This window comes from Sinimarinibacterium thermocellulolyticum (assembly GCF_040327995.1).
Classification (GTDB): Bacteria; Pseudomonadota; Gammaproteobacteria; order Nevskiales; family Nevskiaceae; genus Solimonas; species Solimonas thermocellulolyticum.
The window spans coordinates 60,397-74,990 of the sequence record NZ_JBEPIJ010000006.1 but is presented as its reverse complement, the minus strand read 5'-3'; the positions used below and the strand labels follow the sequence as shown (position 1 = coordinate 74,990).

At 64.9% G+C, this 14,594-nt stretch carries 14 protein-coding genes and 2 pseudogenes; 4 read left to right on the top strand and 12 right to left on the bottom strand.

Annotated elements, in window-relative coordinates; all coding sequences use genetic code 11:
* Positions 1 to 92 precede the first annotated feature (92 nt).
* The 4 genes from ABSH63_RS07095 to ABSH63_RS07080 are packed head-to-tail and all read left to right on the top strand — an operon-like array spanning position 93 to position 3,706.
* Entirely contained in the window at positions 93 to 953 is an 861-nt protein-coding gene (locus tag ABSH63_RS07095) for a glycosyltransferase family 2 protein (RefSeq protein ID WP_352888600.1), read from the top strand.
* Positions 954 to 955: 2 nt separating this feature from the next.
* Complete coding sequence (locus tag ABSH63_RS07090; protein ID WP_352888599.1) at positions 956 to 1,678, top strand: class I SAM-dependent methyltransferase; 723 nt, start codon at positions 956 to 958, stop codon at positions 1,676 to 1,678.
* Positions 1,675 to 2,826, top strand: a complete 1,152-nt coding sequence (locus ABSH63_RS07085) for a glycosyltransferase (protein WP_352888598.1) — start codon at positions 1,675 to 1,677, stop codon at positions 2,824 to 2,826. Before ABSH63_RS07090 ends, ABSH63_RS07085 begins: the two co-directional genes overlap by 4 nt.
* Positions 2,827 to 2,845: 19 nt before the next feature.
* Complete coding sequence (locus tag ABSH63_RS07080; RefSeq protein ID WP_352888597.1) at positions 2,846 to 3,706, top strand: GNAT family N-acetyltransferase; 861 nt, start codon at positions 2,846 to 2,848, stop codon at positions 3,704 to 3,706.
* Here ABSH63_RS07080 and ABSH63_RS07075 read toward each other — a convergent pair.
* The 12 genes and pseudogenes from ABSH63_RS07075 to ABSH63_RS07020 form a co-directional block, all read right to left on the bottom strand.
* The gene (locus ABSH63_RS07075; protein WP_352888595.1) at positions 3,664 to 4,767 is read right to left on the bottom strand and encodes an NAD(P)-binding domain-containing protein; all 1,104 of its coding nucleotides are present in this window, start codon (positions 4,765 to 4,767) and stop codon (positions 3,664 to 3,666) included. The two genes, ABSH63_RS07080 and ABSH63_RS07075, sit on opposite strands and share 43 nt — an antisense overlap.
* Positions 4,764 to 5,507, bottom strand: a complete 744-nt coding sequence (locus tag ABSH63_RS07070; RefSeq protein ID WP_352888593.1) for a class I SAM-dependent methyltransferase — start codon at positions 5,505 to 5,507, stop codon at positions 4,764 to 4,766. Before ABSH63_RS07070 ends, ABSH63_RS07075 begins: the two co-directional genes overlap by 4 nt.
* Before the next feature lie 9 nt (positions 5,508 to 5,516).
* Positions 5,517 to 6,434 carry a hypothetical protein gene (locus ABSH63_RS07065; protein WP_352888592.1) on the bottom strand — a complete coding sequence of 306 codons (918 nt, stop codon included), beginning with the start codon at positions 6,432 to 6,434 and terminating at the stop codon, positions 5,517 to 5,519.
* Between the two features lie 34 nt (positions 6,435 to 6,468).
* A complete protein-coding gene (locus ABSH63_RS07060) occupies positions 6,469 to 7,644 on the bottom strand; it encodes a DegT/DnrJ/EryC1/StrS family aminotransferase (protein WP_352888591.1) in 1,176 nt (391 codons plus the stop codon).
* 98 nt (positions 7,645 to 7,742) lie between these two features.
* Positions 7,743 to 9,632 (bottom strand): hypothetical protein, encoded by a 1,890-nt coding sequence (locus ABSH63_RS07055; RefSeq protein WP_352888590.1) that lies wholly within the window; start codon positions 9,630 to 9,632, stop codon positions 7,743 to 7,745.
* 130 nt (positions 9,633 to 9,762) lie between these two features.
* Positions 9,763 to 10,227, bottom strand: a complete 465-nt coding sequence (locus ABSH63_RS07050; protein ID WP_352888588.1) for a pilin — start codon at positions 10,225 to 10,227, stop codon at positions 9,763 to 9,765.
* Positions 10,228 to 10,461: 234 nt separating this feature from the next.
* Positions 10,462 to 10,884, bottom strand: coding sequence for a pilin (locus ABSH63_RS07045; RefSeq protein WP_352888742.1), 423 nt, complete (start codon positions 10,882 to 10,884; stop codon positions 10,462 to 10,464).
* A 209-nt stretch (positions 10,885 to 11,093) separates the two neighbouring features.
* Complete coding sequence (locus ABSH63_RS07040; RefSeq protein WP_352888587.1) at positions 11,094 to 12,416, bottom strand: nucleotide sugar dehydrogenase; 1,323 nt, start codon at positions 12,414 to 12,416, stop codon at positions 11,094 to 11,096.
* An 82-nt stretch (positions 12,417 to 12,498) separates the two neighbouring features.
* On the bottom strand, positions 12,499 to 12,726 hold the full coding sequence (locus ABSH63_RS07035; protein WP_352888741.1) for a DUF2470 domain-containing protein: 228 nt from the start codon (positions 12,724 to 12,726) through the stop codon (positions 12,499 to 12,501).
* Between the two features lie 57 nt (positions 12,727 to 12,783).
* Positions 12,784 to 13,176: pseudogene (locus ABSH63_RS07030) on the bottom strand (HugZ family pyridoxamine 5'-phosphate oxidase); the annotation flags it as partial.
* A 29-nt stretch (positions 13,177 to 13,205) separates the two neighbouring features.
* Positions 13,206 to 13,517, bottom strand: a complete 312-nt coding sequence (locus ABSH63_RS07025; RefSeq protein WP_352888740.1) for an HmuY family protein — start codon at positions 13,515 to 13,517, stop codon at positions 13,206 to 13,208.
* A gap of 289 nt (positions 13,518 to 13,806) precedes the next feature.
* Positions 13,807 to 14,436, bottom strand: a pseudogene (locus ABSH63_RS07020) (TonB-dependent receptor plug domain-containing protein); the annotation flags it as partial.
* Positions 14,437 to 14,594 lie beyond the last annotated feature (158 nt).

Genomic DNA, 14,594 nt, shown 5'->3' with positions numbered 1-14,594 from the left:
GCGGCGATACGGGCCGCAGGCGGTCGGGGCGCGCGCGCGCGGGACACACTACACTTGCCGGCGCCCCTTGCGCCATGCGCCGAGTTCGCAACGTGTCCACCCTCAGCATCATCCTGCCCGCGAAGAACGAAGCCCCGGCCCTGACCGCGCTGCTGCCCAAGCTGCGCGCGCTGCACCCCGAGGCCGAGATCATCGTCGTCGACGACGGTTCCACCGACGACACCGCCGCGGTGTGCGCGCGTCACGGCGTCCGGCGCCTCGCGACGCCGTACTCGATGGGCAACGGCGCGGCCATCAAACGTGGGGCGCGCGCCGCCAGCGGCGAGCGCCTGGTCTTCATGGACGCCGACGGCCAGCACGATCCCGCGCTGATCCAAAGACTGCTGGACCGGCTCGACGAAGGCTTCGACATGGTCGTCGGCGCCCGCGGCCGCGACGGCCAGGCCAGCGTGCAGCGCGGCCTCGCCAACGCGTTCTACAACTGGCTCGCGAGCTGGATGACCGGCTTTGCCATCCGTGACCTCACGTCCGGCTTTCGCGTGGTGCGCGCCGACAAGTTCCGTGAGTTCCTGTACCTGCTGCCGAACGGATTCTCGTATCCGACGACGATCACCATGGCGTTTCTGCGCAACGCCTATCCCGTGGCCTACGAGCCGATCCCCGTCTACCGGCGCGTGGGCAGCGCGAGCCACGTGCGCCCTTTACGCGACGGCCTGCGCTTTCTCTTGATCATCTTCAAGATCGCCACCCTCTACAGCCCGATCAAGCTCTTCGCACCCGTGGCCAGCGCCTTCTTCGCGCTCGGGCTCGGGTATTACGGATACACCTACTTCACCGCGGGCCGGTTCACCAACATGAGCGTGCTGCTGTTCAGCGCCGCGGTGATCGTCTTTCTGATCGGCCTGGTGTCGGAGCAGATCACGGCTTTGGTCTATAGCGAATCGAGGAACTGAGCGTGCTGCCGCACGTCCTGCGCAGATATCTGGGCGCCCTGCGCCGGACGCCGCTGCATCCGCAGTGGTTGCTGGCAGGAGCCGGACCGGAGCTCGTTTTACTGCGCGAGTTGCCGCCGTGCCGGCTTCTTGACATCGGCTGCGCAGACCGGTGGGTCGAGCACGCCCTTGCTCCGGGGGTTCAGTACCTGGGCTTGGACTACCCGCCCACCGGAGAGGCGCTCTATCACGCGCGCCCCTGCGTGTTCGCCGATGCGGCCCGTCTGCCGTTTGCCAGCTCGAGCGTGGATGTGGTGACCTTGTTCGAGGTGGTCGAGCACTTGCGGTTCCCGCGCGAGGCCTTGAGCGAGGCGGGGCGTGTGCTCAGGCCCGGCGGATGCCTTTTGCTGACGATCCCGTTCCTGTACCCCATTCACGATGCCCCCCATGATTACCAGCGCTACACGGCGCATGGGCTGCGGCGCGACCTAGAGGCGTGCGGCTTCCTGGTAGAGCGCTTGGAGCCGCGACTGGGCTCCGCAGAGACCGCAGGCTTGCTGGCCTGCCTGGCGCTCGGAGGCATGGCGATCGAGGCACTGCGTCGCCGTAGCCCGGCGGTGGTATTCGTGCCGGCGATCGCCGTCGCGGTGCCGCTCCTCAACATTGGAGCGTGGTTGGCGGGGCGCTTCCTCCCGGCCTGGCCGGCCGTCACGGCCGGTTACTTCGTCAGGGCGACCAAGCGATGAGCGGTGATCGGGCGCTGGTGATCGTCACCACATCCTTTCCCCTCACGGGAGACGGGAGCGAAGCGGCCGGTTCGTTCGTTTCCGATCTGGCGGAAGAGCTCTCCCGGCATGTGCCCGTGCGGGTCGTGGCCCCGGGGAAGTCGGATGCGCGCGAGATGTGGGGAGATGGCGTGGACGTGTTCCGCTATGCCGCACCCGCACAGCCACTGTCCACGCTCAAGCTCGGGAAACCAGCAGATCTGCTTGCCATCGCCGGCGTCATGGCGGCAGGTCTTCGGGCAACGCGAACCGCCGTGCGCGCCGGGCCGACCGCCCATATCCTCGCGCTCTGGGCATTGCCCTCGGGCCACTGGGCCAGGCGCATCGCGCTCGAGACCGGCTTGCCTTACTCGGTGTGGACTTTGGGCAGTGACATCTGGACGCTCGGGCGCATTCCCGTGGTTCGTGGATACTTAAGACGCGTACTCCACGCCGCGCAAAGGTGCTATTCCGACGGACTCGCGCTGGCCGAAGATACCCGCCGCATAGCAGGGCGCGAGGTGGAGTTCCTGCCCAGTACCCGGCGCATCGAACGCACGCGCACCGCGCCGCTCAAGTCCGCCCCGCCGTACCGCCTGCTGTTCCTCGGCCGTTGGCACCCCAACAAGGGCGTGGATCTGCTGATCGACGCATTGAAGCTGCTCTCCCGCGAAGACTGGCAGCGAATCGAGGGCGTCGAAATCTGTGGCGGCGGCCCGCTGGAAGGGCTGGTGAAACAAGGCGTCGCCGAGCTGCGCGCCGCGGGTCGCCCGGTCGAGCTGCGCGGCTATCTCAACAAAGCCGCAGCCGAGGAGGCCATCCTGCGTGCTGATTACTTGATCATCCCTTCTCGCATCGAGAGTATCCCGGTGGTGTTCTCGGATGCAGTCAAGCTCGGATGTCCGGTAGTTGCGAGCCCTGTAGGCGATCTGCCAGCGCTGTTGCAGAAAGAACCTACTGGGGGCGTCTTGGCAAAGGAGGCCAGCGCGGTGGAGATCAAGGCAGCCATCGGCGTTGCATGCAGTGAAGGGGCGCCCCGTTTCGCTGCCGGAGTCCGGCAGTTGGCTCACGCGTTCTCCATTACTGCCATTGTCGACAGGCTGCTCGTGTTGCGCTCAAGCGCCAAGTAGGGTGGGAGCACAGTGCGCCATGCTTGATCTTGCGAGCAGAGCCTGGATCGATCTGATCGAATCGACGCTCTCTGCTCGGGTCTATCCGCTTGACGAGGGTTTTCAGCTAACCGTCTTTAGACGAGGGCCTTGGCGTATCGGCTACCTGAATTTCGTCGCAGGCTGCGAGGCCTTGCAGCCGATGTCGATCGCCCGGCTGAGGACAATAGCGCGCGAGATGGGCGTGCATGCCTTGCGCGTTCAGGCGAACGAACCAGTCTCCGATAGCCTCTCTTTCGCTCGTTACCCGCTTTCTGCATGTCGCATCAGGGATCTGCAGCGCTGGCATGTCCGGCAGTTCGACAAGGGGCGCCGGACCGAGAATCGGTTGAGCCGGACAGCTCTGAATCTCCGCCCTGCAGTCGCTGGTGATGGCGCGGCCATGCACCGCTTGTATCAATCGACGGTTCAACGCAAGGGCGGCACCGCCCACTACACGAGAGCCTATTTCGAAGCGTTGGCACCGCTGGCGGGATACGTCGCAGAGAAGGACGGTGTTGTGGTGGGGTTTGTCTGCAGTGCGCGCTATGGAGACCGGGGGCTATACCTGCACGGTGCACATGCGGACTCGGCGCGCAGCTTGTACGCATCGGACCTGCTTTTTCTGCGAATGCTGGAAGCCGCCCGTGCCGCCGGGCTGCGGTCGTTCGACTTCCTGCACTCCCCGCATCCCAGCCTCCTGCGGTACAAGCAGATGTGGGGCGGGGAGGCAATGACGGACTGGGTTTCCGACTTGGCACTGAACTGGCGCGGGACAGCATTCGCTGCGCTGTACTCGCTACGCCATCGAATCCGTGGTCAGCGTAGCGAACCCGTCCGCGATAAGGCCGAGGCCGAGTAGCGAAGATAGAGTAGCCGGGCCAGGCGGCGCGCATCGAGACGGATGCCTCGCAGGTAGCGGCTGCGATGATCGTAGAGATTGTCATAGCCGAGCAGATACACGCCCGGAGCACACATGGATTCGTAATCCCCTACGGTACGAAAGCGCCCATCGGGCTGCAGGTCGACGACGTTCGAAAATGGGCACACGGCCGGAGCGTATCCGGTGGCAAGGACGACGGCTCCGACCGGGAGCTGTGAGCCATCGTGGAACTGAACAACGCCATCGCGCAAAGTGCGCGGCACGCCGAACTTCGGAATCCGGCCAGACTCGATGAGTCGCCGAAGTCGCCCCCCTTCCATCGGGGGATAGGAATTGCGACGTAATCGCGGATGGCGCCAAGCTTCGAGTTCTTCCCACACGTAGTAGGCCATCTCACGCAGCCACGCCACCATTCCGGAGCGCCTGTACTCGGTCGCGGAGCGCAGGCTGATCGCGGTCGGGATGTTCCGTTCTGTGAGGGCGATCAATATCTGCCCAGCGGTGACCCGACGTCCGACCACCAGCACAGGCCCCTTGGAGCCGGGCTCATCGACGAGCGACAACAAACTTCCGTAGTCGCGGAGTTCTGCGGCGTGAAGGACGGGTCTGCTGCCATCATGCGAAAAGTCCGGGCACGGCGGCTTGGGATTGGAGAAGTACCCAGTTGCGATGACTACCGCGTCGTATGTTCCTAAGTGCCGTCCTTCTTGATCCAGCAAGCTCCAGCGCCCGTCACCTTCGGTCATGATTCGGGTTACTGCAGTATTCTCTACGACCGATCCTCGGAGGTCGCGGGCCAGCTCCTCGAGATGGCTGGCATACAAGCGTGCAGGCACTTTCCTCAGCGGCCAATGCTTGAGAAGGGACCGGGCCGACAGGATGTTGGTCCACCAAGGGCTGAGAACAGTCAGTTCGGGCGGCGCCCGCTTCCAGGTCGAAGCAAGGTCTCTAGCCTCAAACAAAGTCCACGGCATTCCCAGTCGGTCAAGGTTCCTTCCGAGCGCTATTCCCGCCGGGCCGCCGCCGATGATCGCGATCATGCGCGGGCGTCGAACAGCACTTCGGCGTAGTCCCACGGCAGAACCCCGCACGTCTTTCCGGTCAGGGCTTCCAGTCGACGGATGAAGGGCCAGAATCGCTTCGGGATGAGGCCTTGCCGGATCAAGGGGATCATCGGAAAGCGGCCATGGCGAAGTACGCGCGGGGATACATCGATAAAGCCGGCCACCTCCAGCAGTCGAGTCCACTCATGCACCGAGCGATGGATCTTGCGGCCTTGCTCGACAAGTGCGCGTCGACTGCGAACCTGTTCCAGGATAAGCATCGGCGCCTGTGGACGAAGTGCGTTGCGCAACTGCCGCAGCAAGTCGATTACGGTCGCATCGTCCGTGACATAGCTGAGAACCACGTAGCAGATCGCGGCGTCGAAAGCCCGGTCGCGCAGGGGCAGTCGCCGTCCATCGATCTGTACCCATAGCGCCGAGTCGTGCCGGTGCCGTGCTTTCGCGTGTGTCAGGAGAGCGTTGGCGATATCAAGCCCGACAACGCGATGGCCGTGTCGCAGCAGGGGGATCGACGAGCTGCCGGTGCCGCAGCCGAAATCCAGAACATCACCACGATATACCCCATGCCGCGCCAGCCCAATTCGGAAGGCTTCGTCGCGTAGGTCCGAGATATACCTCGACTTGAGCCCCTTAGTGTCCGCTGGGTCAATGACAGCGATGTCCGGATCGAGAGCTCCCAGCTGGTTCCAGTACTGCTGGCCGTGGTCGCCCGTCATGTCGTCGCGTTATTTCCGGCTGATACGTAACCAAACCGCGGCGGCGCTCGCCACGAGCAATTCAGCGACGATCGATAGCAGACGCAGTGTAACCGCCAGAACCACCAGCTCCGTGGCAGACAGAGCCGACTGCGCCGGGCTAGCAACGAAAAGTGCTTCACGAACAGCGAGACCGGCCGGCACGACCACGGCGAACATCGAAAGCAGCGACGCGCATGCATACCAGGTTCCTGTGAAAATAACTGCCCAAAGAGGGCAGCGGTCGCCGACAAGCACGAAGAACATCAGAAAGTAGAAGAACCATTCCGAGGCGAGCATCGCTGTCCCGGACCAGCGGATGGGTGCTGCCGGTCCCGGCGTACCTGCTGCCCCGAGTGCTGGCAGCCATCGCGCGGTAGTCCGCGCTAACGTTGCCCACAGGCCTGGGGCACGATGTAGCCACTCAGGCGCCAGCAGCCCCGCCAGCAGCAGAAGGAGCAATGCGGGGTGTGCTAGTACGCTCCCCGCCAGCGCGAGGATGAGGAACGCAGCCATCACGTTGGTCGTCAACGTCTGGACGAAGTTGGCCGTGATGATGATGCTGGGCGCATGGCGGTTAGCCATCTGCCCGCTTTGGTACACCAGTCCCCAGACCTTTCCCGGAAGGTAACGCACCAGCTGGGCTTGGAGATAAACGGCGATGACACGAGGACGGTCGAAAGTATGCGGGTCGAGACTGTGCACGATACTCGCGTGATAGCTGGCTTTCAGCCAATACATCGGCAGCGATGCGATTACGGCGATGAGTAGCACCTGAGGCGGAAAATGGCTGAGAAGTTCGCCGGTAGTGGGGTCCCCCGCGATTCGTGTGCCGAGGAAAGCGAGCGATAGCCCGATGGCTGTGATAGCCAGAACGGTTCGAGTACTCGACTTGCCGAGAATGGTCATGGTCAGCTGGTGCGCGTTGCGCCTGGGGCCACGGTCAACCGCCGGTCGCGATCAGATCTCGCACGGCAGTGGAGACGCGACCCAGCTCATCGTCCTGTAGCTTCGCAGAGAGCGGCAAACTCACAGTCTGTTGCCCGATTCGCCGGGCAGTTGGCCACTGCTCCGGCTTCCAGCCGAAGCGCTGTTGATAGTAGGGATGTTCCGGTATCGAGAGGTAATGCACGCCGGTGCCGATGCGTGCCGCGTTCATCCGGTCCAGGAAGGTGTCGCGTGTGATCCCGCAGCGATCCTCGTCGATCAGGATGGTGTACAGGTGATAGGCGTGACGGGTGTCGGCTTGCGGTTCGGCGGGGCGCGTGATCGGCAGGTCTGCCAGTGCGTTCTGGTAAAAGGACCATGCTGCTCGGCGGCGGAGCCAGTTCTGCTCCACGCGCGCCAGTTGATGGATGCCCAAGGCCGCTTGCAGGTCCATCATGTTGTACTTGAAGCCGCATTCCACGACTTGATAGTGCTTGTACCCCTTGTCGCCGAACCGGTGCCAGGCATCCTTGCTCATGCCATGTAACGCCAGCACCTTGGCGCGCGCGATATGCGCCTCGCTGCGGCCGATGATCATGCCACCCTCGCCGGTCACCACGTTCTTCGTGACGTAAAAACTGAAGCAGCCGAAATCCCCGAAGGTACCGGCCTTACGGCCGCGATACTCCGTTTCGATGGCGTGCGCGCAGTCTTCGATGACCACCAGAGCGTGCTTGTCCGCGATGGCCATGATCGCGTCCATGTCGCAGGGGCGGCCGGCGAAGTGGACCGGCAGGATCGCCTGCGTGCGTGGCGTGATCGCCGCTTCGATGGCTGCCGGAGAAATGCACTGGGTCACTGGGTCGACATCGGCCAGCACGGGTGTGAGGCCGGCGTGAATGATGGCATTGACGGTGGCGCAGAAGGTCAGGGGCGTGGTGATCACTTCCGCGCCAGGGTCGAGGCCGGCCGCGATCATGCTGACATGCAAGGCCGCGGTGCATGAGTTGACTGCCGCCACGCGGCTGGCCGGCAGGTCCTTGTAGGCGGCGAAGTCAGCCTCGAAGCGTGCGACTCTGGGGCCCGTGCCGAGCCATCCGGAGCGCAGGCACGCTACGACTTCCGCGACTTCATCGTCTGCGATCGAGGGGCTGCCGAAGACGAGCATCGGGTAATCCGTTTCCTGACTCATTGCCGACTTCGGTCGTTACTTTGGGGCCCGTGCAGCACGATTGTTTCCGATTGTCGGCTCGGTGGACGACCAAAAGCGCAATCCGCCTGTCGTGCGCCTCAGCGCGCCGTGGTTGGAAACACACTCGACGCCGGAACATCGACCGCGCATTCGTCGATCGGCATCGATGCGCGGAATTTTTCGTATACAGGAATCATGCGCTTTCTGGTGACCAGGTTCCACGATTCGGGAGGATGGTCGATGGTGTTCTGAAGGAACACCAGCGCTTCGCAATCGCGTTCGGCATTGCGCAGTGCGACGACCAGGTCGAGCCCGATCTCAGGCTGCGGATCGATCAGATAGGCTTGATTGATGGCGTCCACGATGCGGCCCGAATCCTCGGGGTGCCGATAGAGGCGGCTGAGGGTGAGCAGCATTGAAACTTGGGATGTCGGCCACGAATAGGCTGGATTCGCTCTGAGGCGCTCGATCATCTCGATCAGATCGTCTGTGGTCAGCGAGCAGCGCGCGTCGGCCACGAGCTCGTGCAGGCTGTCCAGTCCCGACAGCACGGCGGAGCTGAACTGCCCTTCCGACAGTAGTTTTGCCATCCGATCGTCGGCGAGTAAATCTCGGATGTCCCGTCCGGCGGCGCATCGCATCTGTATCCGCTGCAGGGCCAGCGCGGTGTTCCGGTTGGTTTGCTGGAAGGTGCGATCAATGATTTTGTACGCCCCGGCATGATCGCCCTCGGCCGCGTAGAAGCGCGCCAGATGCTGAGCCGCTCGGGTCGAACGGGGGTTGGCTTCGTACCAGATCTCAGCGGCCACGCGCGGTCTTCCCCAGAGGTCCGCGACCGCGTAGAGCACCAAAACCTGCAGGGCGGTGAAGGCCGCCACCGCAAACCAAGCCAGACGCTGCCAGGCACGGGGCAGCTGCGCCAACCCGATGAACAGCGCCAGGCAAGGGCCCATCATCGGCACGTAGTTGCGGTGCTCGAAGTAAAGCTCGAGCGGCAAGACGGTGGACTCGAGCGCGTGCCCACCCAAGTACCAGCCGATCGCGAACGCGGGGAGCACGCTGCGCTTGCGCGTCAATATCGCGACGGCGATTGCCGCCGCCCACAGCAAGCCGGCGACGATGACCGCAGTGTTCGCCCAGGACGAAACGGCCTGCCGGCCGTCATGGAAAGGGTGGAACGCGTTCGGCGAGGGCAAGAGGACGTGCCGCCAATACTCCCAGAGGATGACGAGTTGCGAGGCCACCCGCTGCGAGGTGTCGTAATCTCGGATCACCGAAGGCGGATCGGTGACTCGATAGAGTAGATATGCGGCGATCGCGGCGACGGGCGCGCCGATCCCGATCGCGCACGCTGCCTTATATGTGCGGTGCTGCGGCCTCGGCAGCACCATCAGCAGCAGACCAGCGTACAACGGCAGCAGGGCGCCATTCTCTTTGCACAACACAGCGAGAACCGTCCCTGCGCCCAGGCTGCATAGGCATAGCAGTACACCCGATAGCGGCTCGCGGCGGGCCAGATTGGTGCCATATACGAAGCCGATCAGGCCAAGCAGGGTGAACGTCGCGGCCAACGACGTCATACGCTGGATCACCATCAGCGAGGTCGACGCCAGCAGGGGCAGGCTGCCCCATAACGCGGCCACACCGAGCGCCAGCCATACTGCCCGCTGACGAACGATGGGTGCCGCATGAACCGACATCACGGCCCAACTGAGCCACGCCAAGAGGCTCACATTGATCAGGTGAATGAAGACATTGACCTGAATCAGTGCGCCGACGTCTGCGGGCCAGGCAGAGGATTGAGGCAGAAAACTGGCCAGCGCCAGCGGTCGGCCCACAGGCCCGGCTCTGCCCGACAGTACGAAGCCGGCCGCATCGAGCGGCGTTTCGACCTTGTCGAGGCCGTTGAGGTTCGGCCAGTCGTCAAAGTGAGGAGAGCCCGTGATGCCCGGCGCGTAAGCCCAGTACAAAACGAGCAGGGTCAGCAAAAGCAGGCCGGCAGCGGCCCATCGGCGACGCGGCGCGCCGGAATGGCTTGAAGTCACGATGCTTATCGATCCGGGATCATCCAGGAGACGGACCGGCGTGCCTGCGGGCCCGACTGGGCCGGAGACGGCGTCAGCGGCACGCCCCCGGGAGATAACGCGCTTCGACGTCAGTGGTGTTGACGCCACTGACCGTCATCCCTGCGGGAGCCGGCGCGTACCCACATATCCAGCTGATGTCGTTGGCCTCGTTGATGGCCGGCCGAATGCTGAGAACTCGTCCGGCAAGATGCGCGCTGGCGCGATTGCCGTACTCGATGTTCACCACGCCATTGTCGATCGAGACGCGCGTGACGTATGCACCGGTGACACTACTCGACATGGCGACGTCGGCGATATTGGCGGGCAGCACGCCACGCTCGGCCCGATAGTCACCGACCGCCGTCTTCAGCCCCGAAGCCAGCGAGATGCCCTCGGCGACCTGTGTTCGCACCAGGTACAGCTGGTACGCCGGAATGGCCACCGCGGCGAGGACGCCGATGATGGCCATCACGATCATCATTTCGATCAATGTGAAGCCTTCGTCCCCGTTGCCCATTTGGGTAGGTCTCCACAGTTGGCCTGAAGCGGACCCGGCGGGTCGATGACACGGACCTGCCGGGTCCTGTCCTTGGCGCTGCAAACACGGTCAGGCATTCCTAGGACTCACGGCGCCGCCGCGAGTCCGTGCGGCAACGTGATCGACGAGGCATCCGTTCGACCACTCCAAACGGATGCACTCGATCAGGTCGTGCAGACTGTCCTCACCGGTGCTCGGCGCTGCCCGTCTCGCTCAGCGGCAGGCGTTCGGGCGCCACTTGGTGGCAAACGAGCAGGTGCAGTCCCACTCCACACTGCCGCCGGCGTCCGTCGGCGTCATGGTGCAGGTGCCGCCGGCAATCTTGGTGTTGACCTCATTGCCGTAGGTTGCCGTGATGACCCCACTGGCGCCAACCGCCACCTGCGTCACGTACTTGCCGGTGATGCTGGCCGCTTGGGACAGGCCGGCTGACGCATTGCTGCCAGGGAAGGTACCGCTGTCCTGGAAGACTTCGGCGACCGCGGTCTTGGCGCCGGCGGCAAGGTTGATGCCCTCCGACACCTGTGCACGGATGGTGTAGTCCTGATACGCCGGAATCGCAATGGCGGCCAGGATGCCGATGATCGCAACGACGATCATCAGTTCGATCAGCGTAAAGCCCTGTTGCTTTTTCATGACATCTCCAATTGGATGGTGGATGCACCGGAACGTCTCCCGGTGCGTCGTGTTGCCGAGCACGGGTCATGCCAGCGCGCATGTTGCACCGCACATCTCGATTCTTCCGTGATTTGCGCCGCGGGGTGGATTTTTTCTACTGCCGGCTGTGGGCAGGTTTTGTCGGTATGTGACGCAGTTTGTCAGTTGCGGTGCAGGCCGGCCCGCTTTCAGGCGTGAACGACGTTGGGGTGGCCCCCCCGATACTGGCCCCGCGTATCGATGATGAGCGCGGCGTGTCGGGCGATGAGGTCGTAGTCCACGGCCGAGTGGTTAGTGGCGATCAGCACGAGGTCGGATGCCCCAACGGCCTGCGCGGTCAGCGGAATGCTGCGATGGTCGTAGCGGCCGCGACGGATCGGCGGAATATGCGGGATGTGCGGATCGTGGTAGTCGACGTGGGCGCCGCGTTCTTCGAGCAGGTCCAGCAGCTCCAGGGCCGGTGATTCGCGCAGGTCGTCCACGTCTTTTTTGTAGGCGATGCCGATGATCAGCACGCGCGCGCCGCGAATGGCCTTGCCGACATTGTTGAGGGCTTCGGCCAGCTTGTGCAGCACCCAGAGCGGCATGCCGCGGTTGATCTCGCCGGCGAGTTCGATGAAGCGCGTGTGCACGCCGTATTCGCGGGCCTTCCAGGTGAGGTAGAACGGGTCGATGGGGATGCAGTGCCCGCCCAGACCCGGGCCCGGGTAGTAGGGCACGAAGCCGAAGGGCTTGGTCGCGGCGGCGTCGATGACTTCGAAGATGTCGATGCCCATGCGGTCGGCGACGATCTTCATTTCGTTGACCAGGCCGATGTTGACCGCGCGGTGGATGTTCTCCAGCAGCTTGGCGAGTTCCGCGACCTTGGGCGAGCTGACGGGCACGACCTGGCTCACCGCCAGGCCGTAGAGCCGCTGGCCGAGTTCGAGGCAGGCCGGCGTGCAGCCGCCCACGATCTTGGGGATGTTGTGCGGGCCATAGCGCGTGTTGCCCGGGTCTTGGCGCTCCGGCGAGAACACTAAAAAAACGTCCTCGCCGACCGTCAGGCCCGTGCGCTCGAGCCGCGGCCTGAGTTCTTCGTCGGTGGTGCCGGGGTAGGTGGTGCTCTCCAGCGACACGAGCTGGCCGGCGCGCAGGTGGCGGGCGATCTGGTCCGCGGTGCGAGTCACGTAACCGAGGTCCGGTTCACGGTGGCGGTTGAGCGGCGTGGGCACGCAGACGATGAGTGCGTCCGGCTCGCCCAAGCGGTCGAAGTCGCTGGTGACCTGCAGGCGACGGCCGACCGCGGCCGCGATCGTGGCCGCGGGCAGGTAATTGATGTAGCTCTGCCCGGCACGCAGCCGCTCGATCTTGGTGGCGTCGATGTCAAAACCAAGCACCCTCAGGCCGCTGGCTTCGAACTGCAAGGCCAGCGGCAGGCCGACATAGCCCAGGCCGATGACGCCGACGGTTGCGCTGCGGTCGTCGAGCTTACGGGCGAGCTGTTGCGCGGCGGCAGGCTTTGCGGACATGACGAGCGGTCAGCGTGGTGGGGCCGTACGCTAACCGATTCGTGATGCGGATTGGCAGGTGGCGTGGGCGCCTCGGAGCGGGTCAGGTGCGACCGCGCCGGGCGAGATCGACCAGGGCCTTGCGCACGGCATCGCTCGTCGTCGCCGGTGTGTCGAAGCGGATGCGCAGCAGGCGCTTGCCGAGCATGAGGTCGGCCCCGTCCGCGTCGACCGCGCTCATGCGCGGCTGGGTGTCACCGGGGTCTACACCATACAGGCGGCAGTAGTCGCGCATCGCATCGCCATGGTCGGCGTTCATGTGCGCGATCATGCGCGCTTCCTGCGCGGCATCGAAGGGATTGCGGCGGCAGACGGCATCGGGTTCGAGCCAGTGGATGCGGCCGAAGCCGCCGATGTAGCGCAGGCGGCGCGGGCGGATGCGCCAGAACGCGAAGTCGTGGGTGCGGTGGTAGTCGGCGGCCTCGGGAAAGCGCGCGTAATAGCGCGCGGCCACGTCCTCGATGGCATCACGCACGGGCTCGGCGTCGCCGATCAACGTCAGCCGGCCCAGGGCCTGGACATCGTCGCCAGGTTCGGTGACGACGAGTGAGCAGCGTGCGTCGGCTTCGAGGTTGCGCGTGTGCTCGGCGATGCTGCTGATCAGCAAGATCGGCAGGCCGCTGCGGTCGAGCGCAAAGCTGACGACCGAACCGAACGGATAGCCGGCGACTTCCCGCGACAGCGTCGACAGGATGCCGTGGTGGCGGGCGGCGTAGAGGGCGTGGGCGGCGCTGTGGGCGCGGGTGTCGGTCATGGCGTCACGGGTGCATATTCGAAGATGGGAAAGCCGGACTCGCCGGTGTCGGCATCGTAGTAGCTGAGGATGCGCAGCTTCCAAGTGCTGCCGTCGTTCGCGCGCAGCAGGTAGACGACATCGCGCGGCGAGATGTGGTGGTTGCCGTTGCCCTTGTCGCAGAAGCCGGCGTAGTCGTGCCCGCCGTAGTCGCCGTCGACGCCGAAGGTACATACGCCGCTGACCACGCGGCGGTGCGGTGAGCAGGGCGTAACCGTCCGCGGCGTCGGTGTGCCATTCAGCGTTCGCCGGTACCGCGGTGCGTGCATCCCAGTCGTCGCGCCGCTCATCGTGCACGGCGACGTTGCCGCTGCCGGAGACCCCGCCGCTAAGCTGGATGTCGGTGCGCTTCCGGGCGAGGTCCCAGACCATGGGGTCGTTCGCCGGGTCGGCGGGGACGACCTGCGTGGCGCTGACCAGGTCCCGAGTGACCCAGGCATCCTCGTCGCTGGCGTCGACCTCGCCGCGGGTATCGCCGTCGCCACCCCAAGTGGCCATGCCGCCCAGCTCCACGCCGCCTTTGCGCGTGATCACGTTGACCCCGCTGGCGAACGCATCGGCGCCGTCGAGCGCGGACGCCGGACCTTTGATGATCTCCACGCGCTCGATGTCGGGGACGGCGAGGCGCGTCACATCCACCGCGCCGTTGACGAGGCCGATCATGCGGCGACCGTCGATGAGCATCAGCACCTGCTCGGACGACAAGCCCTGAATCTCGATGCGCGTGCCGCGCGCTGTCTGGCGCGTCACGGTGACGCGGCCCTCGCGTTCGAGCAGCTCGTCCAGATTGCGCGCACCGCTGTTGCGAATCTCGCGCTCGGTGATGAGCTGGACATCGACCGGCGCATCCGCGAGCCGTTGCTTGGTGTGCGTGCCGGTGACGACGATGGGGTCCAGCCGCTGCGGCGATGCCGCCGACGGGCGGTGTCCGTCATCCGGCCATGCCGCCGCCTCGACGGCGATCGTCGTTCGCGGCGCGTCCTGAGCCTCCACGTCGTGCCACGACAGGCCGGCCGCGAGCAGCGCAGCCGAGGTCACGGTCCAGCGAGGCGGCCGCAGCAGGTGCCGACCGCTGAAGGCGCGTGCACCGAGGTCGACGAGCCCGATCGCGGCCAGGCTTAAGCCCCAGTGCGCGAGCCCGTCCGCGCCGCGCTCGTCGAGCCAGATCAGCAGCGCGATCGCCGCCATCGGCACGGCGAGCAAGCGCCATTCGAGGGCATGATCCGCACGCCAGCGCTGCAACAGCGGCAGCAGCCAGCAGACTGCGGCGGCCAGCATGCTCGTCCTGGCGAATCCTTCCAAGGTTTTCCCCGCAAACGCCGCGTCGGGTGACCGGGCGACATGAA